This window comes from Priestia endophytica DSM 13796, from assembly GCF_900115845.1.
GTDB lineage: Bacteria > Bacillota > Bacilli > Bacillales > Bacillaceae_H > Bacillus_I > Bacillus_I endophytica.
Genome location: NZ_FOXX01000027.1, coordinates 1 through 24,626 on the forward strand (window position 1 = coordinate 1; position 24,626 = coordinate 24,626).

Genomic DNA, 24,626 nt, shown 5'->3' on the forward strand with positions numbered 1-24,626 from the left:
ATCGATTTTCAGCTTCTAATTTAGCGAATGCATCTTGAGAATGCGGTCCTTTCCCATAAGTATATTGTTTTCCAACAGGCTGTTCTAGTCGCTTCATCTCTCCATTCTTATACCATCTCATCCAGGTTTTCAGTTGGGTACGATTCCGAATCTGTAAGGTTTCCATGACTTCTTTTACAGGCACGCCTGCTAACCTCATTTCAATCGCCTTCATTTTCACTTCTACTGGATAACTTACTCTTGTTCCCATAGAAAAAACACCTCCACGTTATAGTTCGGTCATTTGTATCCGATCTTTAACGAAAAGGTGTTTTTTATTTGTCTCACTTCATGGGGTCAGTCCAATTAGTGACAAGCTTTTTTTGATTATTTTTCAAGGGCTTGAGTACGAAGAGCTTCAGCTTTATCCGTTAGTTCCCATGGTAGTTCAACATCAGTACGACCAAAATGTCCATAAGCAGCAGTTTGCTTATAAATTGGACGACGTAGGTTCAACATGTTGATAATTCCCGCTGGGCGAAGATCAAAGTTGTCGCGAACAACATCAACAAGTACTTCTTCAGATACTTTGCCTGTTTTGAACGTATCAATTGAAATTGATACAGGTTGTGCAACACCAATTGCGTATGCAAGCTGTACTTCACATTTGTCAGCTAAACCTGCAGCAACAATGTTCTTTGCTACGTAACGAGCTGCATATGCTGCTGAGCGGTCCACTTTTGTTGGATCTTTACCAGAGAAAGCTCCACCACCGTGACGAGCATATCCACCGTACGTATCAACGATGATTTTACGTCCAGTTAAGCCTGCATCGCCTTGAGGGCCACCAATTACAAAACGACCTGTTGGGTTGATGAAGTATTTTGTTTCTTCATCAATAAGCTCTGCTGGTACAACTGGGTTAATAACATATTCTTTTACATTACGTTGAATTTGCTCAAGCGTAATTTCTGGATGATGCTGTGTTGAAATAACAATTGTATCAATACGAACAGGTTTGTCATTTTCATCATATTCAACTGTTACTTGTGTTTTAGCATCTGGACGAAGGTAAGGAAGAATTTCTTCTTTACGTACTTCTGCCAAGCGACGAGCTAAACGGTGTGATAATGAAATTGGAAGAGGCATAAGCTCTTTTGTTTCATTACAAGCAAATCCGAACATAAGACCTTGGTCTCCTGCTCCAATTGCTTCAATTTCTTCTTCAGACATTGATCCTTCGCGAGCTTCAAGAGCTTGGTCAACACCTTGAGCGATATCAGCAGATTGCTCATCAATAGATGTTAATACAGCACAAGTTTCAGCATCAAAACCATATTTTGCACGAGTGTAACCAATTCCTTTAATTGTTTCACGAACAATTTTCGGGATATCTACATAAGTAGAAGTTGTAATTTCCCCCGCTACTAATACTAAACCAGTTGTTACAGATGTTTCACAAGCAACACGAGCATTAGGGTCATTTTCCAAAATAGCATCAAGGATTGAGTCCGAAATTTGGTCACAAATTTTATCTGGGTGGCCTTCTGTCACAGACTCAGAAGTAAATAAACGACGTTTAACTGACATCTTTGTTCCTCCTTCTAAAGGTAGCAAATCTATGATACGGTACTCATTCCCTTATTATTGTAAATAAAGTTCCCTCTTACACACATATAAAAAAACCTTTCCTAGCTTGAGGAAAGGTTTAACGTCAAAGTTTGCCTTTCGCTCTTATCGATCAAGGTTTCCCTTGCGTCAGGTTAGCACCTTTTCATCTTTAATTGATGACGGTTGCTGGGTTTCATAGGGCCATGTCCCTCCACCATCTCGGGATAAGAGAGTATCCGTTCAATGACTTATCTTAACGTACAAAAGGGAAAAGTGTCAATACGTTTTAGGAACTTCCTTTTCCTTAATACGTTATTAGTTTCATTTAAGAGAGAAAACTCTTTCCTCTCTAGTCTAGGCCATACTTCCTCTCCTCCTATCTATCACAGAGAGTAAGGAAGAAAGACTCTGTTTCAGATAGCTATAATAAGGTAAACTTTTAAAAAAGATGGTTGTTTTTTCACTAGAACTTTCCTCTTTACTTTATTATAGGCAGATTTTCTAGCAGTATATTTTTTTTACCCTAAAAAAGAACATACGTTCCGGTTAGGAGGATTTTTTATGAAACCTTTTCATTCTTTGCCTAATAACTCTTTATTAAAGCATTTTTTCTCTTCACCTTCTCACCAAAGAAAGTTTGAGAACTACCAGCAACATCCAAGCACGCAAACAAAAAAAGAGCTTGATCAAGCTTTTAAATGTTTTTATGAGGAAGTTCGACTTGTCGCATATTTTTCTCGATTTCTTTCTTCAGAAGCTACTACTTTTAAGAAGAAGATTCAAAAATATGAATATACTCACTCTTTTGTATTGGATAAACCAGTGTTTGAGAATAACAGAGAACCTAAAATAAATATGATCGAGGATGACAATTTTTTTAATTATTATCATCAGCATGAGGAACATATAGAGGAATGTATTACAAACGAATACACTTATCACTGTGTCAAAATGCTTACAAAACGCGAAAAAACCGTTCTCTATCTACATTTTTATGCTTGTTTAACAAACGTTGAAATTGCTCAAAAGCTCGCTGTCTCTCCCCAAGCCATCTCAAAAACGAAAAAAAATGCCCTGAGGAAACTGAGGAGGTCTAGAATATGATGGAAAGTATAAGTATTGTCTCTCTTATCCAGCACGCAGGATTTCCGATAGCCATGACATTCTACTTGTTATCTCGTTTTGAGAAACGTATGGAAAATTTAGAACGCGAAGTATCCCAACTTCGTGCACTTCTGCAAGGTAGAAAGGAAGGATAATTTTGAACGAACAAACTAAAAAACAATATACAATGGCTGTTCTCAATCTGCTCCAACCTAAGATTGCAAGCCTTGTAAAAGAAGCACATCCCGTTTATCAAGAAGATTTAGAACAAGAATTAAAACTCAAAATGCTTGAGAAAATGCAAACTCCTTTTTTACACAATATCCCTAGTTTCTTTGAATTTGTGTCATCTAACGAAAAAAAATAAAATTCAAATTTAAATTGTATAACACTTTTAAATTACAGAAACAATATAACACTCAATCCTTATTACAAAATTATTTATCTAACACAATATCAGTAAAGCAATGCACTTTTTTCATAAATTAGTATAGACTATTTAAATAAATGTGTTATACTCTTTTTAAGTTAAATAAAAACGTTATGAAAAAAGGATGATATTGCTTATGAGTACTGTCGATATGTCAACAAAATTAACTGAGCTATTAACGCTTCCGTCTGTTCAACATAACCTTGCAACACCTTCTCTTGTTGAACGTATTTTAGATCGTAAAGAAGGTATATTAACAGAAACAGGAGCCGTCAGTGTTGCAACAGGAAAGTACACAGGGCGTTCTCCTCTTGACAAATTTGTTGTACGTGATGCTTCTGTCGAAAAAAAAATCAATTGGGGGCAGGTAAACCAACCAATTGCTCCTGATACGTTTTCTCGTTTATATGAGAAAGTTGTAAATCATTTAAAGAAAAAAGATGAACTTTTTGTATTTGATGGTTTTGCAGGGGCCGACGAGAAATACCAGCTTCCTCTTCGCGTTATTAATGAATATGCATGGCACAATCTATTTGCGCGTCAGCTATTTATCCGTCCTGACAAAGATGCGGATTTAAAGACTCATAAGCCTGAGTTTACAATTGTATCAGCACCTGACTTCAAAGCAGATCCGGCTATAGATGGAACAAACTCTGAAACATTCATTATTATTTCTTTTGAAAAGCGCATTATCTTAATTGGGGGAACAGAATATGCCGGAGAAATGAAAAAATCCATCTTCTCTGTTATGAACTTTCTTCTTCCTGAGCAAGATATTTTATCAATGCATTGTTCAGCAAACGTTGGCAATGAAGGTGATGTTTCCCTTTTCTTTGGTTTATCTGGAACAGGAAAGACAACCCTTTCTGCAGATGAAAACCGCCGCCTTATTGGAGATGACGAGCACGGATGGTCAAATTCTGGCGTCTTTAATATTGAAGGTGGATGCTATGCTAAATGTATTGGTTTAACAAAAGAAAAAGAGCCTCAAATCTTTGATGCTATCCGTTTTGGAGCAGTGCTTGAGAATGTTTTTGTAGATCCAAAAACGAAAGCTCCGGACTATAACGATAACGCACTAACGGAAAATACAAGAGCAGCTTATCCACTTGAGTCTATTGATAACATTATAAAACCAAGTGTTGCAGGTCACCCTTCAACAATCATCTTTCTTACAGCAGATGCAACAGGTACCCTACCTCCAATTAGCAAACTAACAAAAGAACAAGCTATGTATCATTTCTTAAGCGGATACACTAGCAAACTAGCAGGAACAGAACGAGGTGTCACAGCACCTGAAGCAACATTCTCTACGTGCTTTGGTTCTCCATTCCTTCCTCTTCCTGCTACTGTATATGCTGAGATGCTTGGAAAGAAAATTGTAGAGCACGGTGTGGACGTTTATCTTGTAAACACAGGATGGACTGGCGGCGTTTATGGTGTTGGGCAACGCATGAACCTAGCTTACACACGTGCAATGGTGCAAGCAGCACTTGAAGGTGAACTTGCTAATGTAGAAACAGTTCAAGACGGTATTTTCGGGCTTCATATGCCAATGCATGTTCCTGGAGTGCCAGATGAAGTTCTGCAGCCTTTCAAAACGTGGAAAAACCCTGAGGAATATAAAAATGCAGCAACAACGCTTGCATATCAGTTCAAAGAGAATTTCAAAAAATTCTCAACAAACAATTCTGAGATTGAAAAACTTGGTGGACCAATCGTTTAATCGAAAGAGCGAGCGCTGTTGCGCTCGCTCTTTTAGTTTGTAGAATTCAAGGAAATGAACTCATATGTTAAAAAAGTCGTTTCTTTGGACCATTCTATTTTCTTTATGATTGCTCGTCCTCGACTTTCGCCTTCTTTAGTCGTACGGATGTCAATTGGAATATCAAGTGGGTAAAGACGGTATCCACTCTTTTCAAGTGCAAACTCGTTCTCCCCTACTCTTTCTTCGTTGCCTTTTGTTACAATCATCGTGTTTAGCTCCATTGGCATACCCATAAAAATCACCTCTTTTTTTTTATTATATCAAATTATCAAACCTGTGAAAGACTTGAATGCTTCTTCATCCAGCTTGTAAGTGAATGAACAATTCGGCGATTTTCACGTGGTGGAAAGTAATGTGTAAACCCTTCAAAGTACCATGCTTCATATGTATGATTCAGCTTTTTGAGTTCTTCTTCTAATTTGTAAGCATGTTGCACTGATACATTTTCATCATGTACTCCATGTATAAGCAGTACAGGACAAGAAATTTGATTCACTTCATAAAGAGGAGTACGCCACTTGTAAGCCTCTGGCACCTTATTTGGACTTCCTCCAATAACGCGCTTCATCATTCTACGCAAGTCTTTTCTCTCATTATAGGTGAGCACCATGTCTGTTACGCCTCCCCATAGTACAAGAGAGCGAACGGTATCGGATAATTCAGCAACAAAAAGAGCCATTACTCCTCCTCTTGAAAACCCAAAAACGTGAATGTTATCCTTATCTACTTTTGAATGTTGCTCAAGCACTCCTAAAGCACTCAGCGCGTCATAACGATCTTCTCCTGCAAAATCTTCATTTCCTTCTCCCCCTTGGTTCCCTCTATAAAAAGGGGCCATTACAACAAACCCTTCTGAAGCAAATTGAACAATTCGACCAACTCGAACCATGCCAACGCTTTTAATGCCTCCTCTCAAATATAAAAAACCGTCGTATCTTCCGTTAGCTACAGGCTCTGCCAAAAGTCCTTTAACACGCAGTCCATCCACCATATATTCCACAATGTGAAGGAGCACATGCGGGTTTGGGGATGGAAATCGCTGCTTACTAACTACCGTTCCATTTAGCAAAAAACATCATCCTTTAAAATAATTTTTCTAGGCATTCACACAATTGTCTCCTCCTCATATTTTATCAATATAGACAAAAGAAGTCTTTTTAAAGGAGGTTTACTCTTTCATGATGAAAAAAGGTAAAGTTTATTTATCTATAGCTCTTCTCTTAGTTTGCTTAAGTTTGTTTGGATGTAGTCAAGAAACGAAAAAAACGGTCAGAGTTGGAGAAGTAACGCATTCTATCTTTTACGCTCCACAGTATGTGGCTCTTTCCAAAGGTTTTTTTGAAGAAGAAGGATTAGATGTTGAATTAAAAACAACGTGGGGCGGAGACAAAACAATGACGTCTTTACTATCAGACGGCATTGATGTTGCTCTCGTTGGTTCTGAAACATCCATTTATGTGCAATCTCAAGGAGCAGATGATCCTGTCGTTAACTTTGCACAGTTAACAGAAAATGATGGAACTTTTTTAGTAGCAAGAGAAAAAATAGAGAACTTCTCATGGGAACAGCTTAAAGGTTCTACATTTCTCGGTCAGCGTAAAGGTGGCATGCCACAAATGGTTGGTGAATATGTATTAAAGCAACATAATATTGATCCTAAACAAGATTTAGAGCTTATCCAAAATATTGATTTTGCAAACGTCGCGAATGCCTTTGCCTCAGGAACAGGTGATTATGTACAGCTTTTTGAACCAACGGCAAGTATTTTTGAACAAGAAGGAAAAGGCCATATTGTTGCCTCATTTGGAAGCGAATCAGGGAAAGTTCCTTACACTTCTTTTATGGCGAAAGAAAGCTACCTTACTGAAAATGAAGAAACAATGAAGAAATTCACACGTGCTCTTTATAAAGCGCAAAAATGGGTTGATGAGCACAGTGCAGAGGAAGTAGCAAAAGAGATTGCTCCTCAGTTTGAAGATACGTCCTTAGAAACGATTGAAACCGTTGTTGATCGTTATAAGTCACAAGATTCCTATGCAAAAGATCCGTTGCTAAACAAAGCGGAGTGGAATCAGCTTGAAGAAATTATGAAAGAAGCAGGCGAACTGCCTAAAAATGTGGATTATACAAAACTTGTGAACACGAAGATAGCCAAAAAGGCTATGGAAGAGTAGGCGATAAAAAATGACATTTCTTGATGTTCAAAACATAAGCCATACGTACTTCTCAAAAAAGCAGGCTACTTCCGTTCTTGAGAATATTTCATTCACTCTCGAAGAAGGCGAATTTATTTCTCTATTAGGACCGAGCGGCTGTGGGAAAACAACGCTTCTTTCTATCATTTCTGGGCTCCTTTCTCCAACAGAAGGGAGCATACTTATCCAAGATCAAAAAATGAAAGACCGTAAAGACTTAATTGGCTATATGCTTCAGCAAGATTATTTGTTTAATTGGAAAACGATAAAAGAAAATATTCTGCTTGGGCCTAAAATCAAAAAGCAAACGTCAGCAGAATTGGAGAAAGAAGCGACAGCTCTCTTAGAAACTGTTGGACTTCCAAATGTAGAATCCCTCTATCCGAGCGAGCTTTCAGGTGGGATGAGGCAGCGTGTTTCACTCGTTCGTACGCTCATTACGAATCCACAGCTTCTATTGCTTGATGAACCTTTTTCAGCACTAGATTTTCAAACCAAATTAAAGCTTGAAGATCTTGTGGGGGAAACATTAAAGAATTTCAATAAAACCGCCGTTCTTGTTACACACGATATTGGTGAAGCCATTGCAATGAGCGACCGCATTTTTCTCCTTTCAAGAAATCCGGGGAGACTTTCTAAAACATTTATCGTTCCTCAAAGTTTACGGAGCTTATCACCGCTTGAAGCACGTCAACATGAAGAATATAATACCTTATTTCAACGTATTTGGAAGGAGTTTGAACGTCTTGAACAATAATAAAAACACAGCCTTCCTTCACGAACAGTATTTGCGTACCTTAAAAAGAGAAAAAGCTTATGTTCGTCTTTTTCAACTTCTTATTCTTGTTTCCTTTTTTGTTCTATGGGAAGTTGGTTCACGAACAAAAATTTTAGATCCGCTTATTTTCAGCTCGCCTGTCAAAGTGAGCGAGCTTTTTGTTGAAAAGCTGATGGATGGCTCTCTCCTGCAGCATACAAGCATCACTCTTTTTGAAACACTGCTTGGGTTTTTAATTGGGACACTTGCTGGGATTTTACTTGCATCTCTTCTTTGGTGGTCACCAAAGCTTGCTAAAATTCTTGATCCTTACCTTGTTGTATTAAATGCGATGCCTAAAGTAGCTCTCGGGCCAATTCTGATTGTTGCGATTGGACCAAACTTTTCCTCCATTCTAATTATGGGGGCACTCATTTCTGTGATCATTACTACCATTGTTATTTATACAGCATTTAAAGAAGTGGACCCTAACTATGTAAAAGTGCTTCGTATTTTCAATGCTTCACGACTTCAATGTTTTAAGGAAGCCATCCTACCAAGCTCTTTTCCAGCTATCATTTCTACTTTTAAAGTGAACGTTGGATTATCTTGGGTAGGTGTTATTGTCGGAGAATTCCTCGTTTCAAGTCAAGGGCTCGGTTATATGATTATTTATGGATTCCAAGTATTTAATTTTACCCTTGTGCTTCTAAGCCTCGTGCTTATTGCCATTTTAGCTACGCTTATGTATCAAGGTGTTGCTATTCTTGAAAAAAAATTGCTGAAATAATAAAAAGGAACATCTCTTATGAAGATGTTCCTTTTTGAGGTAATATTCTCTGACGTCGCATTTCAGTCAACACGTGCTGAAGAACGTCATCTTTCATAATAAAACTGTATTCCGCATGATTTTTAATATCTTTTGGCAATTCTCTTACTAAAACAGGTCCTTTTGTTTCTAGGTAATCATCTCTTTTTATAATCTCTGGAATAGAAGCAAAGTAAATGTTTTTGATAATAATTCGTTGGCGGCTACATACTTTATACTGCCCTAAATAGTGTAAATCTGTAACAACTCCACCTGTTTCCTCCATTACCTCTCGTCTAGCAGCTTCTGCAGGTGTCTCTCCTTGCTCTACCTTTCCACCTGGAAACTCCATTCCACGCGTTGAATGATCTGTTAAGAGCCATTGGCCTTCAAAACGACAAACAACCCAGACATGTTTCGGGTTTTTAGAAAAAGCATGTTTATTAAAAGACAAAAAAACTTGATTCTGGTAGCTATCTTTAAACGTGTACATATGACATTACTCCATCGCTCATTATTATGATTTCTATTGTAGCATAGAAGTTTTCAATACGTTCTTTTTTTCCCGACAAAAAAAGAGCAATTATTGAAATCACTCTTTATTTCTGTTCAGCAACGGCAGGATTTGTTCAATATGGGCTTTGGCATTCTCATCTCCAAGCTCATACAATTTATCATATATAGCACAAATATGGCGATCATAAATGTCATTTCCTTTATCATGATGATATTCTAAGTATGGAATATGGGCTCTGAAATAGTTACCCCAATCTGTTGCTCTGTTTTCATTAAAGATTTCTCTTAGTTCTTCTATTTCCTCGTTATTGGCATAAATCGTATAGTTCCAATCTGACGCAGTGCTAATTTGAGAAATTTCCCCTGTTGCTAATGTAACGTAATAGGTTTGTCGCTCGTTTATCATAGAATTCTCTCCTCTTTGTAGAGATAATAGTGTTCTTATCCCACAAAAAGGAGAAAAGTATTCATTTTATTTTTTAAATCGATTTTGTAAGGCGTGAATTGCATTGATAATAATTTGTGGTACAGGTAGTCCTACCCTTTTTGCGTTATCCGTGATAGAAATGATTTCGTTAAGTGTATAAAATAGGATTGTTGTATTGCGGATGAAATTCTCATCCCAGAGTAGAACATCCATAAAGTTTGCTACAGCAACTAAAATAAAAATTAAAATCTTTTGAGCAATTCCTCTATAACCGATACGGCTATTGAATTCCTTGTGCACAATAGATGATAGCAAGCCAGTTATATAATCGAGAATAACGCATGCCAAAAGAATGGTTAATAAATAATTCCATCCACCGAACAGCAGTCCCGTAAAAGATCCGATGCTAGCAATGCCGAGCAAGAAAGACTGTTTAAACACAGTTTCCCTCCTCCCAAACTCCTATGATAGGAAATAGTTAATTCACAGTATTATTATATGTACAAACTACCAAAGTGCGTGGGAATTTAAAGAAATGAAGATAACGTGTAAAAAAAGAGGGAAAAGGAGGCATATATCATATAAAAAAGCAAACAAGCATAAGGCCTGTTTGCTTTTCATTACATTTTCACAATAACTCTACCCGTTGATTTTGCTTGTAAAATGTTGTCTAGGGCATTTGGAAGTTCTTCCAAAGAAATCTCTTTGTTCACAAGCTTTGAGAAGTCTTGGGGTTTTAAATCTCCTCCCATTCGCTCCCAAAGTTTTTGTCTACGCTCCATTGGACAATAAACAGAATCAATGCCAAGGAGGTTTACCCCGCGCAGTATGAATGGATAAACAGATGTTGGAACTTTGCCTCCACCCGTTAACCCACTTACGGCAACAGAACCGTTATAAGAGATTTGACTAAGAATTGACGCTAGCACTTCACCACCAACAGGATCTACAGCTCCTGCAAACTTTTGCTTATCAAGCGCTTTTATTTTGCCATTGTAAACATCTTCACGCGAGATAATCTCAGATGCCCCAATACTTCTCAAATACTCGTGCTGTGATTCTTTCCCGCTGCTTGCTACAACGGTATAGCCACGCTTAGAAAGCATTGCGATAGCAACGCTACCAACTCCACCTGTTGCTCCTGTCACAAGAACATCACCATTTTCTTCTTGAAGACCGTTTTCTTCTAACCGTTGAACAGATAGAGCAGCTGTAAATCCTGCTGTCCCTAAAACCATTGCTTCTTTTAATGTTAAACCTTCTGGTAATGGAACAATCCAATCTCCATGAAGGCGTACATACTCACTATAACCACCAAAATGAGAAACCCCAATTTCGTAGCTTGTTGCAATTACTTTGTCACCTTCTTTAAAGCGCTCATCTTTTGAGGAAACAACTTCTCCTGCAAGATCAATTCCAGGGATAAAGGGATAAGAAGAGACAATTTTTCCATTCTTAATACTTGCTAGTCCATCTTTATAGTTCACACCAGAGTAAGCAACTTTTACAACAACATCTCCTTCTGGTAAGTCTGACAGAGATAGATACTCAATGTTCCGTGAAACCTCTTCACCTTGTTCACGAATAACTAATGCTTTAAAAGTCTCTTTCATAAAAATGCTCCTTTCTTATATTCCAATATATTTCATATTAAATGAAAACAGAGAGCGTAACAAACATCTGCTACACTCTCTGTTTTTACGCGTGTGAAATTGCTTTTAAAATCGTTTTGCAGCCAATCCAAAGTAAGCGAGGAACATAATAAAGAAGTTCAGGAACTTCAACCAAAACGTCAAAGGCTGTCTCTGCTATTTCCTTCTTTCTCTTGTTCTGCTTTTTCTTTTTCAACTTCACTCCTTACACCGCCTCCTTTCGCTGTTTAAAAAGATATACGGAGCAAAGAGAGAAACTGTTTCAAAAATTTGCTAGAAGCAAAAAAAGCGGAGAATATCTCCGCTTTTTCTTATCGTCCTAAGAACGAATTTAACATCCATTTATGTTTTTCAAAGCTTTTATGCATAGCAAGGAGCATATCTCCTGTTGTTTCATCGTCAGCTTCTGCAGCAGCATCCATACCTTCTTTTAACTCTTTTGTTAACGTATTGAAGTCTGCTACAAGGTTTGCTACCATGTCTTTTGCACTTTCATTCTTTTCTGCTTCTTTGATAGAAGACATTTCAAGATATTCTTTCATTGTTGCAACAGGTTTTACTTCAAGAGCTAATAAACGTTCTGCTAAGTCATCAATGTTTGTAGCTGTCTCGTTGTAAAGCTCTTCAAACTTTTCATGTAGGGTAAAGAAGTTTTCTCCTTTTACATACCAGTGATAATTATGTAGCTTAATGTAAAGTACACTGAAGTTTGCGATTTGATTATTTACAATTGTTGTAACTTTATTGTTTGACATCATTATTCCTCCGAATCATTTTTTTTAACACATTTTCTCTACTATAGTTGTACCCACTTTTACACGATGTTCAAACTTAAAATTATGGAAAAAAAGCGTCCTTTTCTAAAAAAGGACGCTTTTCTTCTTAACCAAATACTTTTTCTAAATCTTCATCATTTTGTTCAAGCCAGAACTTCATTAGACGTTTTGCACCATCTAAATCGTGAAGTTTCGCTTGACCGCATTGTGTTTCATTTGCAGCTGGGATTTCAGTAATATTCACAGCGTCTTCAAATGTTTCTCTTAACAATGTAATGATTTCTTTTACAGTTGGCTCACCGCTTACTACTAAATAGTACCCTGTTTGGCAACCCATTGGAGAAATATCAATGATATCAAAATGGTCGTGTTTCTCTGCGTATTTACGGATTGTAAATGCTAAAAGATGTTCCAATGTATGAATAGTATCAGGCTTCATCGCTTGCTTATTCGGTTGACAAAAACGAATATCAAACTTATTAATTAATCCATCAGTTCCTACTTTATGAACACCACAATGACGAACATAAGGAGCTTTCACGGCTGTATGATCAAGTTCAAAACTTTCAACTGAAGGCATAAAAAAGCTCTCCTTTCAATGTATCATTTGTATTTTTTAATCGTATCTAGTATAACATATCGTAGGTTATAATAAATTTAGAACACTCTTTTTAAGGAAGGTTTTATCTATGAAAAAAGTATTGCTCTGGCTTATTAGAGGATATCAGCTGTTCATCTCTCCTCTTTCTCCTCCACGCTGTCGCTTTCATCCCACATGTTCACATTATGGTCTTCAATCGATTCAGCGCTTTGGAGCCATTAAAGGTACCTACCTTACGATAAAACGAATATTGAAATGCCATCCATTCCATCCAGGAGGCTTTGACCCAGTTCCTGAAAAAAAGGACAAGCATTCACATTCAAAATAATTATTTTGATGAAGTAACGGCTTTTTCGTCACGATCTACAACATCTAATTTTCCTGTTGCAGGGTCAATGACTAAACCGTGCACAGGGATGTTTGGTACAAGCGGATGGTTGCGAATTTGATCAACGCTTTGTTGAACGCTATCTGTTACATTATCAAATCCACGAAGCCAGTCATCAAGGTTAATGCCAGCATTTTCTAACGTATGGATTGTATCTTCTGTAATACCGCGTTCAACAAATTTTTTCTTTACGGACTCTGGATTGATACTGCTCATTCCGCAGTCATGATGCCCAATAACAAATACCTCATCTGCGCCTAGTTCATAAATAGCAACAATAAGGCTGCGCATAATTCCGCCAAATGGTGTTGAAACAACAGCACCTGCTGATTTTACAATTTTAGCGTCCCCGTTTTTCAAGTTCATACTTGCTGGTAAAAGTTCGATAAGTCTTGTGTCCATGCATGTTAAAATAACGCATTTCTTGTTTGGAAACTTTGATGTTTCAAATGTTTTGTACTCTTGTTTCTCAACGAATTGCTTGTTATATTCTAAAATTTGTTCTAACACTTTTCTACTCCCCTTATCATATCTTATGTTTTTAAATTCATTATTTATTATATCAAATTTTTAAAAAAGAGGATGTCCTAAAATTTATCCTTTTAGAACATCCTCCTTTTATTATTGTTTTTATTTCATATTATATTTCTTCTTAAACTGCTCTGCTCGTCCATCACGGTTACCAAATTTTTGACGTCCTGTGTAGAATGGATGTGTGTCAGATGAAACCTCTACTTTTAAAAGCGGATAAGTGTTTCCGTCTTCCCACTCTATTGTCTCGTTGGATTTCTTTGTTGAACCACTTAAAAATTTATATCCGCTGTTTGTGTCCATAAATACTACAGGCTGATAGTCTGGATGTAAATTTTGTTTCATAATTATCGTGCTCCTTTCAAAATCGTATCTCTATTATAAAACGTAACCATTACTATTTGCAAATGAAAAGTTTTCCTACCTTCCAAAATCATGAATAATTAATTCCAATAAGTGGACAATAAGGTTTATTGATACTTCACTGGAAAGGTAGGAGCATTATGGATCACTTAGTTACAGCGCGCTCAATGTTTGGAATGACAATGGGTTTTCATATTATTTTTGCAACACTAGGCGTTGGTCTTCCTCTTATGATTCTCATTGCAGAACTTTTATATCAAAAAACAAAAGATCCGTCTTATAACATCATGGCACAGCGGTGGATCAAAGGTTTTTCTGTTTTACTTGGCGTTGCTATTCCAACCGGAACAATTGCCGGAACGCAGCTTTCTTTATTGTGGCCCGGTTTTATGGAGGTCGTCGGAAAAGTGATGGCTCTTCCATTCCAAATTGAAATTTATGCATTTTTTATTGAAGCTCTCTTTTTATCCATTTACGTTTATGCAGCAGACCGCATTTCTCCTTTTATGCGAATTTTGAGTGTAATATTTATTGCGATTGGGGGGGCAGCTTCAGCAGTTTTAATTACAAATGTACATGCTTTTGAAGGAACTCCTGCAGGGTTTACGATTACAGATGGAAATATTACTAATGTTGAACCTTGGGCGGCTTTCTTTAATCCAAGCTTTTTAGTCACAGCAGGACACGTTGTTGTCTCGGCGTATACAACGGTTGGCTTTATTATTGCTTCGGTTGCTGCTTATAAAATGCTACGCTCGCGCAAAGATAAAAAGGTATACTCTTTCCATCGAAAGGCTCTTATTATCGGTTTAACAGTTGGAGGCGTATTCTCTTTTCTAACAGCCCTTAACGGTCATGAATCAGCACAGCATCTTTATGAATATCAGCCGGAAAAGCTAGCAGGTGCTGAAGGGCTTTTCGAAACTCAGGATCATGCTCCACTAACACTCGGAGGATTCACGGATGTTGAAAATCAAGAAATTAAATATGGAATAGAGTTTCCATGGGCGCTAAGCTTTTTAGCTGGCAACAGTTTTGATACTACTGTAATTGGGCTTAATGATTTCCCAAGAGAATATTGGCCACCGTTATTTATTCACACTTTATTTAACTCAATGGTTGTGATTGGTGGATTCCTTCTTATGTTAGCTCTTGCAGCATTTGTGTGGACGAAGTTCTTAAAGAAAAAAGAATTTCCAAAACTTTTTCTCTGGGCATTTATTATCTCAGGCCCGCTTGCTGTAATTGCCATTGAATCCGGATGGATCTTTGCTTGTACAGGACGTCAGCCATGGATCATTTACCGTATGATGAAGACGTCTGAAGCTGTTACAACATCGGCAGATTTAAGTCTACTCTTTTTCCTGTTCCTTCTTGTCTATATTATTTTAGGAATAGCTGTTGTTCTTGTGCTTCGCTATTACTTCAAGAGACATCCTGTTTCAGAAGATTTAGCTAAACTAAACTCTGAAGGAGGAATTTAAATGGCGGATACAGTTATTGCTGTTACTCTTTTGTGGGGGCTTGTTTTTATCTATGCCATTATGGCTTCCATGGATTTTGGAGCTGGTTTTTGGTCTATGGTGTATATTAACAAAGAAAAAACGAATGCAACGAATATTGCAAACCGTTACCTTTCACCAACATGGGAAGTTACAAATGTATTTATCGTAGCTATTGTGGTTGGATTATTTAGTTTCTTTCCAAGTGCTACATTTACGCTCGGAACGGTTCTTCTTATTCCAGGAAGTATTATGCTACTCTTACTTGCGATTCGAAGCGGATTCCTTGTTTTTTCTCACATGGCTAAAGGATATGAAAAAGCACTGATTTACGTTTCGGGGGTATCAGGTATTTTCATTCCTGCTCTATTAATTTGCGTTCTCCCTATCACACACGGTGGCTATATTAACAAAGTGAATGGAAACGATCGTTTGGATTTAGGAGCACTTTTTACTAGTCCAAACGTATATATGTTTATGCTATTTGCCTTCACCTCAACGCTGTTTCTTTCATCATTGCTATTGACAGATTACTCCAAAACATCTGACCAGTACAATGCATACGAAGTATATCGACGTGATGCTCTCATTACAGGGCCATGCTCCCTTATTGCTGGGTTTCTTGTTATAGCAACATTACGAACTGAAAGCCCTTGGATTTACAACAATATGATGGATCATGTTTGGGCACTGGTTGCTTCTATTATTGCTTTTATTATCGCAGGACTGTGCCTCTTTCTTCCAACAAAATCAAGGCTTGGAAGACCGCGCATTTCCGTTGTAATGGTTATTATTCAATATTTCTTTGCAAGCTATGTGTATGGCCGCTCTCATCTCCCATACATGGTTTACCCAAATGTAACACTTGAAGAAGGATTTACAGATCCAGCGACTTTTAAAGCTCTGTTTATCACTTATATTGTAGCGTTCATCATTCTCTTCCCCGGATTTGTGTATTTTTGGAGCCTTTTTATGAAAGATCGCGGCTACCTGAAGAAGAATTTCAAATCAAAGGATGATAATGATCCAGAAGGTGCCTATTAAAAAAACCCCCTCCTAGAACTCTCTAAGAGGGGATTTTTGATTATATAAAAGGGTTGTTAATAAGTAATCACTGACTTTTGCTAACAAAAGGTAATATTCAGTTAAGGATTGAAAAGACTCTCTCGGGATATTATGCCAGTACTTGTCGATAAGTTGAAGTAAATAGAGAGAAGAACGTTCTTTTTGCGGTGCTTGATAGAACAAAGTTGTAATTTTCTCTATTGCCCTTATAATAGGCTTCTTCCACTTTGCTTCACTTTTTGTACTTTCTATTATCCAATCTAAGAACAACCCTTCTTTCCTTATGTCTTTACAGCTCATACTATCCCTCTTTCATTTTTTATTAGTCCATCTTTTGAATTACTCGGTAAATTGCGCTCCACGAATGATGAACAAAGTAAATTGGTTTAGCGCTTTTTTTCGCCTTCTCTTTAATTACTTTCGCAAGATTATGATTGATAAAATCAGTAATAACAAGCACGAAACGAATATGTTCTGGAATATCTCGCTTTACCATGTTTGCCTTACGTCCGTCTAAATGAATCACCTCATTGTATCCTTCATTCTCTAATCTTGTTGTAATATGTTTAACACGGTCTCCTCCAACAACTAAAATCGATCCCATTTTAGCTCCACCCTTCTTTTATTTCTTCTATTTTCACGTTCATTATGTTAAATTCTTGGCGTTCCATAATCCTATTTAAGTATCCTCAACAAGCAATCAGAATATTTTTTCTCTTTGCTCTTCTATAACTAGCATAATTGAGAATGATTCTCTTTGTCAACAACTAATTGATAACATTTATCAATTAGTTGTTCTGTCCTATAGAAAAAATAAATGAGCATGCTTATATAGCATGCTCATTTATAGCTAGATTCTTTGTTGTTTACGCTTTAAAGCTGATTCATAAATTTCTTTCTCTTCTTCACTTTGAGGCACAATTTTTGGAACTTCTATTGTTTTTCCCTCTTCATTGATAGCTACCATTGTGACAAAAGAAGTTGTAGTAGTAACTCTCTCTTTTGTTTTCCAATCTTCTTTTATCACTCTTACATATACTTCCATTGAACTTCTTCCTGTATAAGCAATTAGTCCTTCAATACTTAAAATATCTCCAACCTTTACGGGAGATAGAAAATCCACAGAATCAATAGAAGCTGTGACCGTTGTTGAAGCAGAATGTTTCATCGAAACAATAGCAGCCATCTCATCAATGGAGGCCAGTACTCTTCCTCCGAACATTGTTCCTAGATTATTTGTATCAAGAGGAAGAACAAGCTTTGTTTGCATAACCTTTGAATCTTTCATTAGAATTTCTTTCATGTTAAATTCTCCTTTTCTATTCACATACTAGCTTTGTCAGTAAAGGAGAATTTATACAAAAAAAGACCCTTCATTTGAAGGGTCCCTACTTTTCTGAAAAAGCTTCACTTTGTTTAAGCTTTTGTTGTGACAGTCGCTTAAAAAGAAGGCCATGCTTTGGTGAAAAAAGAAAAGCTAACAAGAAAAGAAATCCACACGAAGCTGCCATTGCACCTGCTATAGATATGTTCCAATATGATGCACTATAGTACCCAACAACAGCTGCTACTGCCCCAACAGCAGCGCTTAGTATAATCATAATGATTAAGCGATCAGTTAATAAATAGGCGGTTGCCCCTGGAGCAATAAGCATTGCAACAACTAAAATGGCCCCAACACTATCAAATGAGGCAACCGTTGATAGGGAAAGCATCCCCATCAGCAAATAGTGAATAAATGTAACTGGAATACCTAGCGCAAGTGCCATTTGAGGATCAAAAGAAGTAATCTTCAACTCCTTATAAAAAATCCACATTAATATAAAGTTAATAAGAGCTACAGTTCCAAGCATCCATACTGCTTTAGGGCCTAAAGAATAACCGAAGAGCTCCAGTGTATTCCATGGCACAAATGTAATATCGCCCATAAGAGCATGATTCACATCCAAATGTACCTTATCTGCATAGATGCTCACAAGGACAACGCCAAGCGCGAAAAGAGAGGTGAACACAACCCCAATAGCTGCATCTGATTGAACACCGCTTTGATTCAAAAGCTGAACGAACCAAGCTGTTAATAATCCAACAGAGGCTGCCCCAATCAACATGTAAATACCGTCCAAGCTGTTGCTGACTAAAAAAGCTACAACAATGCCGAGAAGTACAGTATGACTAATTGCATCCGCTAGCATTGCCATCTTACGGAGAATTAAGAAACAGCCAATTGTTCCACAAACAATCCCAACAAGCATTCCGGTAATAATAATCCATCCTTCAAAGCTCAAATTCCTAACCTCCTTTACGATATATTTTCTGGCTTCGTTTCTTTTAGTTTGCTCTCTTGTTCTTTTAAAAGTAAAGGCATGCGACCCTGGTTTTTAAGAATGTCCAGAAGTTCTGTTAGAATGTCTTTTGGTATATCTCTGATTTCTCCGTGAGCTGTTCTTAATTGGAGGTGCCCATAGTGCATTTCATTCATAAGATACACTTCCATTAGCCTTCTTTTTAAGGTCAGCTCGTGAGCTACTGAAAGACCTTCTTCTGTTAAACGATATTCCTCTCTACTATTCTTTTTCAACAATCGTTCTGAACGTAACTTCTTTAAATTTTGTTCTAATTTCCTCTGTGAAATAAACCTTGTGTTCATAAGATCTGAAGAAGACATATACGGAGAATAATCTTGCTTTTTCTGAAGCTTTGCCCACTCTTCTCCTTCATAAAAAAGAATAAGAACATCCTCTCTTAGCATGTTTTGATTAAAACGAATTCTTTTAATCAACGTGGAAATGAGCCCTCGCTTTGGAGAAAATAAGAGTGAAAAAAGGAAGAGAACAGTTAAAGACAAAATAATCACAGGACCTGTTGGTAAAGAGGCGTAACTTAAGCTCACAATCGTTCCAATCCCTCCAGAAATAAGACCCATTATCCCTGATAAGATTGTCATAACGTTCAATTTGTCTGTCCAGTAGCGCGCCGTAATAGCTGGAGTGATGAGTAAAGCAGACATTAAAATTACGCCAACTGCTTGCAAGCCAATAACAACCGCAAGCACAATCATTGTCATTAATAAACCATTTAATCCTCTCACAGGAAGTCCTAACCCTTTTGCAAACTGTGGATCAAATGTGATGACCTTAAGTTCTTTAAATAAAAGAGCTGTTACACCTAAAAGAAGCAGAGAGATGATGCTAATAATCTGAACATCTGCTCCAACAAGAGAAGCCGCCTGACCAAATAAGAAATCATCAAGTCCACTTTGATTTCCGGCTCCATTATGCTGGATATACGTAAGAAGAACGATCCCAATACCAAAGAAGACAGAAAGCACAAGTCCAATCGACGTATCTTCTTTAATACGTGAATGCCTCACAATGAATTGAATACAGTAGGTTGCAATCATTCCTAGTATAGTAGCTCCAATGATGAATGGAATAAGCGCCTTTTCTCCTACAATGAGAAAAGCGAGACATATCCCAGGAAGAGCTGCATGTGCCATTGCATCCCCAATTAAGCTTTGCTTCTTTAAAAGAGCAAAGCTGCCAAGAACACCACTGCAAAGACCTAACAGTAATGTTCCAAGCAATACCCACTGAACGTTTCCATTCTTAAAAATCTCTTGGATAACTTCCATCGTCCTCCCTCCTCTACTTTTTGGACGTGACAAGCATTTTTTGATTTAAAAACGCTAATCCCCCACCATATGTGGTTTGTAAATTATCAAAGGTAAATACCTCTTCTGTTGGTCCTATTGCAATCTTTCTCATATTCAATAGAAAAACCCAATCAAAATATTCTTGAACAGTCTGCAAATCATGATGAACAACAAGAACCGTTTTTCCTTGTTTTTTCAGTTCATCTAATAGAGTAATAATTGCTTTTTCAGTTGCAGCATCAACTCCAACAAACGGTTCATCCATAAAATACACTTTAGCATCTTGAGCAAGCGCTCTTGCTAGAAATACACGCTGCTGCTGCCCTCCAGAAAGCTGACTAATTTGCCTTCCAGCAAATGCTGACATTCCAACTTTATCTAAACAGTCCATCGCAAACTGTTTATCTTTTTTAGAAGGGTATTTCAGCCAGCCAATGTGTCTGTATCTTCCCATTAATACAACATCAAGTGCATTTGTTGGAAAGTCCCAGTCCACAGATCCTCTTTGAGGTACGTACCCAACGAGGCTTCTTTGTTTTTCATATGGCTTATCATAAATGGATACATGTCCGCTTGCTTTTGGTATCAACCCTAATATTGCTTTAATAAGCGTAGACTTCCCAGCTCCATTTGGACCAATAATTCCAATTAGTTTTCCTTCTGGAATCGAAAAGCTAACGTTTTGAAGAACTGGTTTTTTATGATAAGCAACCGTTAAGTTGTCAACTCTTACAGGTTCCATGTCTTACCTCCTTTATTTAAGCGCTTTTGAAATTTGCTCAATATTGTGACGGTACATCCCAATATATGTACCTTCTTCTGTTCCTTCTTCCCCCATTGCATCTGAGTAAAGTTCCCCACCAATTTTTACATTGTGACCTGCTTTTTTCGCTCCCTCCACAACTGCATTGATTGATTTTTTAGAGACACTACTCTCAATAAATACGGCTTTAATTTTTTTATCAACAAGTGTATTTACTAAATTTTGAACGTCTTTTAAACCATATTCAGAGTCTGTACTTAAGCCCTGCAGTCCCATAACATCCATACTGTAGGCCTTGCCGAAGTAACCAAAAGCATCATGAGCTGTAACAAGAACACGGCGTTCCTTTGGGATTTCAACAAACTTCTCTTCCGCTTCTTTTTTCACCTTATTTAATTCCTCTATATATTGCTCTGCATTTTTTTCATATTCACCTTTGTGACTCGGATCAAGTTTCACAAGTTCTTCCTTTGTCTCTTTAACTGCATACACCCAAAGCTCTGGATCAAACCAAACATGTGGATCATAAATCTTTGCATCATCTGCAGACTTAATGAGCTTTTCTTTTGGAATAGATTCTCCTACAGGCACAACAGGTTTTTCTTTCTGGATTCGTTCAAAAATATCCCCCATCTTTCCTTCTAGATGTAAACCATTGTAAAGAATTATATCTGCTTCTTGTATTTTTTTAATATCTCCTTGAGAAGGCTGATAAAGATGTGGATCAACACCAGGTCCCATTAAGGCTTCTACTGTAACTTTATCTCCACCAATACTTTTAGCAATATCTGCAACTTGACCTGTTGTAGCTGTGATTTTTACTTTTTTATCTTCGCCTTTATCGCCTGACGAACTTGACTTTTCACTTTGACAACCTGCCAGTAATAAAATAAACAAAAATGCCCCTATCATTACGGCTAATTTCTTCAAAACGCATCCCCCTTTTGCGCTCGCACTATTTTTTTGCCCGAAGGAAACTTTCTAACCAAAAAAACACCTTGTTTCTCCTTATAACAATTTATGCTTATATACTAAAAAGTTTCCTTAATACAAAAAGTATAGCCTAATTGAAAAAATGTCAACTTTTTTTGTATATTTTTCACATTATCGTTCTGTTCTTCACAAATATATTCTCTCTAAATATAAAAACTCGGAAAGAAATTATTCTTCTTTCCGAGTTTTTATATTTAAAATTCTTCTTTTTTAGTTGCAATTTGATCAATAAAAGGCTCATCAATGAAAAATCCTAAACCACTTTCTGATGGTACTTCAATATCACCGTCATAAACCTTAATCCCTTTTTTAACCACATCTCGACTCCAATAACGGTCTGATGCAGAGATATCACCTGGAATTGTAAAACCAGGCAAACTTGCAAGTGCTACATTATGAGCACGAGACACACCAGACTCAATCATCCCACCAACCCAGAGTGGAACATGATGTTTAAGAGCTAGCTCATGAATTTGTAGAGACGGAGATAGACCACCAACTCTCCCTGGTTTCACAACAAGAATTTTGCAGCTCTTAAATTGAATCGCTTGATAAGCTTTTTCAACAGATATAATGCTTTCATCAAGACAAATCGGTGTTTTCAATACTCGCTGAAGTTCGCTATGTTGAAAAAACTCATCTTTTCCAAACGGCTGCTCAATCATCATCAAGTTAAGAGAGTCAAGCTGTTCTAGAAGAGACATATCATTAAATGTATATGAAGCATTTGCATCTACCATAAGCGGTAAATTTGGGAATTGTTTACGAATCTTTTTCAAAACTTCATAGTCGTGACCAGGTTTAATTTTAATTTTAAAGCGTTTATATCCTGCCTTTACATATTCTTCAATACTTTGAATCATTGATTCTTCATCACTAATGCCAATAGCTACTCCTGAGGAAATTTTAGAAGTTGTTCCTCCAAGGACTTTTCTTAACGGTTTACCAAGCTTCTTTGCATAAAGATCCCATAGAGCTAAATCAAGCGATGCCTTAGCCATATTATGACCTTGAACAAATGAAAACAATTTGGTTGTTTCTCTTGGGTGTGTTACCTTTTCCGCTTTCAAAAAAGGAATTAAAAAATGCTTTAATACATATTCACACGTATCTACCGTTTCTTCCGTATACCATGGAGTATCAAAAGCAACACATTCTCCCCAGCCAACTGCTCCTGTTTCATCTTTCACTTTAAGAAGTAAAAACTCTCTATCTTTTACTGTTCCATACTTTGTAGAAAAAGGACTTTTTAACGACAGACTCAACCTATATAAGGTGATATTCTCAATCTTCATTTCGTTGATCCTCTAGCAAAGAAAACAGCTTTCGTCTCACTAATTTATTTGATGCATTTCTTGTTAGTTCATCTACAAAATAAAAATTTGCTGGAATTTTGAAGGAAGCAAGCCTTTTTTGACAGAACGATCTTAGCTCACTTTCCTCTATAGAGTGTGCCATGACAAGAAAAGCAGCCGGAACTTTCCCCCATCTTTCATCATCTTGACCTGTTACACCAGCTTCTTTAACAGCAGGATGCGAAAGAAGCACAGATTCTATTTCTGCCGGATATACATTTTCGCCCCCTGAGATAATTAAGTCTGAACGTCGATCAAGTACGTACAAATAACCATCTTCATCAACATATCCCATATCTCCCGTATGAAGCCATCCATCTATAATGGCTTTATTTGTTGCTTCTTCATTGTAGAGATATCCTTTTGTCACGTTAGGTCCTTTTACAACAATTTCTCCTGCTTCATGGTGATTCTCTGATTTTATTTTTAGCTGCGCTGGGAAAAGCACCTTTCCAGCCGACCCAAGTTTAGTAAGCGCATCCTCAGGTGAAAGAGTTACAATTTGTGAGGAAGTTTCCGTCATTCCATATGTTTGATAGACAGGAATGTTTGCTTCTTTGCACTTTTCTAGTATTGGCAAAGGAGCTGGACCTCCTCCTAAGAGAAGACATCGAAATGTATCTGGATACGGCTCGTGAAGATGCTCTAGCATTTTCTGCAGCATTGCTGTTACACAGGATATAATTGTTACCCCCTCATGAAAAATACCATGTTGCACTCTTTCTGCCTCAAATTTCTCATGAAGAATTACAGTCATTCCATATATGACGCTGCGCATTAAAATAGAAAATCCACTAATATGAAAAAGTGGCACGGCCAAAAGCCAACGGTCATTATCATGAAGACCTAAGTTTAAAGAAGAGCCAGTAGCACTCCACCAATGGTTCCCATACGTCTGAACAACCCCTTTTGGATTTCCTGTTGTTCCTGATGTGTACATAATTGTTGCTACATCTGAAAGGGAAACTTCCTCTTGGAAAGATAGATTACTCTTTTCAAGCTTTTTCACTTCTGAAAATGAAGCTTTTTGAATTCCTGTAATTGACGTTTTAAATAGTTTATCATCTGTAATAAGAATAGAAACTTTACTATTTTCTAGCTGAAACGATAGCTCTTTCTCCGTTAGCTTAGTATTTAAAAACACAACTTTAGCTCCTATACCAAGCAGTGCATGAAGAAAAATGACGAAATCTAAACTATTGTGAGCAAGAATACCAACATGGCTTCCTTTTTCTATCCCCAGGGCCCCTAACTTCTTCCCTATTTCTTCTGCTTTTATAAAAAGTTCTTTAAATGTAATTTCTTCGTTCGTCGTTTTAACTGCAATCCGGTTCGGAGACAGAAAAGCTCTCTTTTTTAACCAGCTTGGCATTGTCTGTTCCATATTATT

31 protein-coding genes, 1 pseudogene and 1 riboswitch are annotated in these 24,626 nt (G+C 37.2%); of the genes and pseudogenes, 10 read left to right on the forward strand and 22 right to left on the reverse strand.

What is annotated here, in order from left to right:
• A pseudogene (locus BM012_RS24575) lies at nt 1-250 on the reverse strand (helix-turn-helix domain-containing protein); the annotation flags it as partial.
• A 116-nt stretch (nt 251-366) separates the two neighbouring features.
• Nucleotides 367-1,569 (reverse strand): methionine adenosyltransferase, encoded by a 1,203-nt coding sequence (gene metK / locus BM012_RS24580; protein WP_061803983.1) that lies wholly within the window; start codon nt 1,567-1,569, stop codon nt 367-369.
• 141 nt (nt 1,570-1,710) lie between these two features.
• Nucleotides 1,711-1,821: riboswitch (SAM riboswitch) on the reverse strand.
• Nucleotides 1,822-2,151: 330 nt separating this feature from the next.
• On the opposite strand from metK, the gene BM012_RS24585 reads away from it, so the two are divergent.
• The 4 genes from BM012_RS24585 (at nt 2,152) to pckA (ending at nt 4,850) form a co-directional block, all read left to right on the forward strand.
• Nucleotides 2,152-2,694 carry a sigma-70 family RNA polymerase sigma factor gene (locus tag BM012_RS24585; RefSeq protein WP_061803984.1) on the forward strand — a complete coding sequence of 181 codons (543 nt, stop codon included), beginning with the start codon at nt 2,152-2,154 and terminating at the stop codon, nt 2,692-2,694.
• The gene (locus BM012_RS24590; RefSeq protein WP_019391099.1) at nt 2,691-2,849 is read left to right on the forward strand and encodes a YvrJ family protein; all 159 of its coding nucleotides are present in this window, start codon (nt 2,691-2,693) and stop codon (nt 2,847-2,849) included. Before BM012_RS24585 ends, BM012_RS24590 begins: the two co-directional genes overlap by 4 nt.
• 2 nt (nt 2,850-2,851) lie before the next feature.
• The gene (locus BM012_RS24595) at nt 2,852-3,061 is read left to right on the forward strand and encodes a hypothetical protein (protein WP_061803985.1); all 210 of its coding nucleotides are present in this window, start codon (nt 2,852-2,854) and stop codon (nt 3,059-3,061) included.
• 199 nt (nt 3,062-3,260) lie between these two features.
• Complete coding sequence (gene pckA, locus BM012_RS24600; protein WP_061803986.1) at nt 3,261-4,850, forward strand: phosphoenolpyruvate carboxykinase (ATP); 1,590 nt, start codon at nt 3,261-3,263, stop codon at nt 4,848-4,850.
• Between the two features lie 32 nt (nt 4,851-4,882).
• Here pckA and BM012_RS24605 read toward each other — a convergent pair whose 3' ends face one another.
• Together BM012_RS24605 and BM012_RS24610 are read right to left on the reverse strand one after the other, a co-directional pair.
• Nucleotides 4,883-5,125 (reverse strand): DUF2584 domain-containing protein, encoded by a 243-nt coding sequence (locus tag BM012_RS24605; RefSeq protein ID WP_019391096.1) that lies wholly within the window; start codon nt 5,123-5,125, stop codon nt 4,883-4,885.
• Between the two features lie 35 nt (nt 5,126-5,160).
• On the reverse strand, nt 5,161-5,961 hold the full coding sequence (locus tag BM012_RS24610; protein ID WP_061803987.1) for an alpha/beta hydrolase family protein: 801 nt from the start codon (nt 5,959-5,961) through the stop codon (nt 5,161-5,163).
• A 112-nt stretch (nt 5,962-6,073) separates the two neighbouring features.
• Between BM012_RS24610 and BM012_RS24615 the strand changes: the two genes are divergently transcribed.
• The 3 genes from BM012_RS24615 to BM012_RS24625 are packed head-to-tail and all read left to right on the forward strand — an operon-like array spanning nt 6,074 to nt 8,634.
• On the forward strand, nt 6,074-7,066 hold the full coding sequence (locus BM012_RS24615) for an ABC transporter substrate-binding protein (protein WP_061804013.1): 993 nt from the start codon (nt 6,074-6,076) through the stop codon (nt 7,064-7,066).
• Nucleotides 7,067-7,076: 10 nt separating this feature from the next.
• On the forward strand, nt 7,077-7,844 hold the full coding sequence (locus BM012_RS24620) for an ABC transporter ATP-binding protein (protein ID WP_061803988.1): 768 nt from the start codon (nt 7,077-7,079) through the stop codon (nt 7,842-7,844).
• The gene (locus tag BM012_RS24625) at nt 7,834-8,634 is read left to right on the forward strand and encodes an ABC transporter permease (RefSeq protein ID WP_061803989.1); all 801 of its coding nucleotides are present in this window, start codon (nt 7,834-7,836) and stop codon (nt 8,632-8,634) included. The genes BM012_RS24620 and BM012_RS24625 overlap by 11 nt, the downstream gene beginning before the upstream one ends.
• 16 nt (nt 8,635-8,650) lie before the next feature.
• Here the strand turns inward: BM012_RS24625 and ytkD are convergent, their stop codons facing one another.
• From ytkD to BM012_RS24655, 7 genes are all read right to left on the reverse strand, one after another.
• A complete protein-coding gene (gene ytkD, locus BM012_RS24630; protein ID WP_061803990.1) occupies nt 8,651-9,145 on the reverse strand; it encodes an RNA deprotection pyrophosphohydrolase in 495 nt (164 codons plus the stop codon).
• Between the two features lie 99 nt (nt 9,146-9,244).
• Nucleotides 9,245-9,574: a hypothetical protein gene (locus BM012_RS24635; protein ID WP_061803991.1), complete on the reverse strand. Its 330-nt coding sequence runs from the start codon at nt 9,572-9,574 to the stop codon at nt 9,245-9,247.
• Nucleotides 9,575-9,640: 66 nt separating this feature from the next.
• Complete coding sequence (locus tag BM012_RS24640) at nt 9,641-10,036, reverse strand: phage holin family protein (protein WP_061803992.1); 396 nt, start codon at nt 10,034-10,036, stop codon at nt 9,641-9,643.
• A 179-nt stretch (nt 10,037-10,215) separates the two neighbouring features.
• The gene (locus BM012_RS24645; RefSeq protein WP_061803993.1) at nt 10,216-11,208 is read right to left on the reverse strand and encodes an NADPH:quinone oxidoreductase family protein; all 993 of its coding nucleotides are present in this window, start codon (nt 11,206-11,208) and stop codon (nt 10,216-10,218) included.
• A gap of 85 nt (nt 11,209-11,293) precedes the next feature.
• Entirely contained in the window at nt 11,294-11,449 is a 156-nt protein-coding gene (locus BM012_RS26620) for a hypothetical protein (protein ID WP_161939299.1), read from the reverse strand.
• Between the two features lie 109 nt (nt 11,450-11,558).
• A complete protein-coding gene (locus BM012_RS24650; RefSeq protein WP_061803994.1) occupies nt 11,559-12,002 on the reverse strand; it encodes a Dps family protein in 444 nt (147 codons plus the stop codon).
• Nucleotides 12,003-12,129: 127 nt separating this feature from the next.
• The gene (locus tag BM012_RS24655; protein WP_061803995.1) at nt 12,130-12,603 is read right to left on the reverse strand and encodes an S-ribosylhomocysteine lyase; all 474 of its coding nucleotides are present in this window, start codon (nt 12,601-12,603) and stop codon (nt 12,130-12,132) included.
• A 109-nt stretch (nt 12,604-12,712) separates the two neighbouring features.
• Here BM012_RS24655 and yidD point away from each other — a divergent pair, with 109 nt between their 5' ends.
• Complete coding sequence (gene yidD, locus BM012_RS24660) at nt 12,713-12,952, forward strand: membrane protein insertion efficiency factor YidD (RefSeq protein ID WP_061803996.1); 240 nt, start codon at nt 12,713-12,715, stop codon at nt 12,950-12,952.
• Here the strand turns inward: yidD and BM012_RS24665 are convergent, their stop codons facing one another.
• Together BM012_RS24665 and BM012_RS24670 are read right to left on the reverse strand one after the other, a co-directional pair.
• Nucleotides 12,953-13,522, reverse strand: a complete 570-nt coding sequence (locus tag BM012_RS24665) for a beta-class carbonic anhydrase (RefSeq protein ID WP_061803997.1) — start codon at nt 13,520-13,522, stop codon at nt 12,953-12,955.
• A 120-nt stretch (nt 13,523-13,642) separates the two neighbouring features.
• Complete coding sequence (locus BM012_RS24670) at nt 13,643-13,888, reverse strand: type B 50S ribosomal protein L31 (RefSeq protein WP_061803998.1); 246 nt, start codon at nt 13,886-13,888, stop codon at nt 13,643-13,645.
• Nucleotides 13,889-14,046: 158 nt separating this feature from the next.
• Here BM012_RS24670 and BM012_RS24675 point away from each other — a divergent pair, with 158 nt between their 5' ends.
• Together BM012_RS24675 and BM012_RS24680 are read left to right on the forward strand one after the other, a co-directional pair.
• Nucleotides 14,047-15,390: a cytochrome ubiquinol oxidase subunit I gene (locus tag BM012_RS24675; RefSeq protein ID WP_061803999.1), complete on the forward strand. Its 1,344-nt coding sequence runs from the start codon at nt 14,047-14,049 to the stop codon at nt 15,388-15,390.
• Nucleotides 15,391-16,452 carry a cytochrome d ubiquinol oxidase subunit II gene (locus BM012_RS24680; RefSeq protein WP_061804000.1) on the forward strand — a complete coding sequence of 354 codons (1,062 nt, stop codon included), beginning with the start codon at nt 15,391-15,393 and terminating at the stop codon, nt 16,450-16,452. It begins immediately after the preceding gene.
• Between the two features lie 12 nt (nt 16,453-16,464).
• On the opposite strand, the gene BM012_RS24685 is transcribed toward BM012_RS24680, so the two are convergent.
• The 9 genes from BM012_RS24685 to BM012_RS24725 all read right to left on the reverse strand — a co-directional run bounded on the left by BM012_RS24685 (nt 16,465) and on the right by BM012_RS24725 (nt 24,620).
• Nucleotides 16,465-16,773 carry a hypothetical protein gene (locus tag BM012_RS24685; RefSeq protein ID WP_061804001.1) on the reverse strand — a complete coding sequence of 103 codons (309 nt, stop codon included), beginning with the start codon at nt 16,771-16,773 and terminating at the stop codon, nt 16,465-16,467.
• A gap of 22 nt (nt 16,774-16,795) precedes the next feature.
• The gene (locus tag BM012_RS24690) at nt 16,796-17,077 is read right to left on the reverse strand and encodes a DUF2325 domain-containing protein (RefSeq protein WP_019391078.1); all 282 of its coding nucleotides are present in this window, start codon (nt 17,075-17,077) and stop codon (nt 16,796-16,798) included.
• Between the two features lie 246 nt (nt 17,078-17,323).
• Nucleotides 17,324-17,776 (reverse strand): acyl-CoA thioesterase, encoded by a 453-nt coding sequence (locus BM012_RS24695; protein WP_061804002.1) that lies wholly within the window; start codon nt 17,774-17,776, stop codon nt 17,324-17,326.
• An 85-nt stretch (nt 17,777-17,861) separates the two neighbouring features.
• Nucleotides 17,862-18,758 carry a metal ABC transporter permease gene (locus BM012_RS24700; RefSeq protein ID WP_061804003.1) on the reverse strand — a complete coding sequence of 299 codons (897 nt, stop codon included), beginning with the start codon at nt 18,756-18,758 and terminating at the stop codon, nt 17,862-17,864.
• Between the two features lie 14 nt (nt 18,759-18,772).
• Entirely contained in the window at nt 18,773-20,104 is a 1,332-nt protein-coding gene (locus BM012_RS24705) for a metal ABC transporter permease (protein ID WP_061804004.1), read from the reverse strand.
• 13 nt (nt 20,105-20,117) lie between these two features.
• Entirely contained in the window at nt 20,118-20,867 is a 750-nt protein-coding gene (locus BM012_RS24710) for a metal ABC transporter ATP-binding protein (protein WP_061804005.1), read from the reverse strand.
• Between the two features lie 12 nt (nt 20,868-20,879).
• Complete coding sequence (locus BM012_RS24715; protein ID WP_061804006.1) at nt 20,880-21,818, reverse strand: metal ABC transporter solute-binding protein, Zn/Mn family; 939 nt, start codon at nt 21,816-21,818, stop codon at nt 20,880-20,882.
• Nucleotides 21,819-22,075: 257 nt separating this feature from the next.
• Complete coding sequence (gene menC / locus BM012_RS24720) at nt 22,076-23,176, reverse strand: o-succinylbenzoate synthase (RefSeq protein WP_061804007.1); 1,101 nt, start codon at nt 23,174-23,176, stop codon at nt 22,076-22,078.
• Nucleotides 23,166-24,620 carry an o-succinylbenzoate--CoA ligase gene (locus tag BM012_RS24725; RefSeq protein ID WP_061804008.1) on the reverse strand — a complete coding sequence of 485 codons (1,455 nt, stop codon included), beginning with the start codon at nt 24,618-24,620 and terminating at the stop codon, nt 23,166-23,168. Before BM012_RS24725 ends, menC begins: the two co-directional genes overlap by 11 nt.
• Nucleotides 24,621-24,626: the final 6 nt, after the last annotated feature.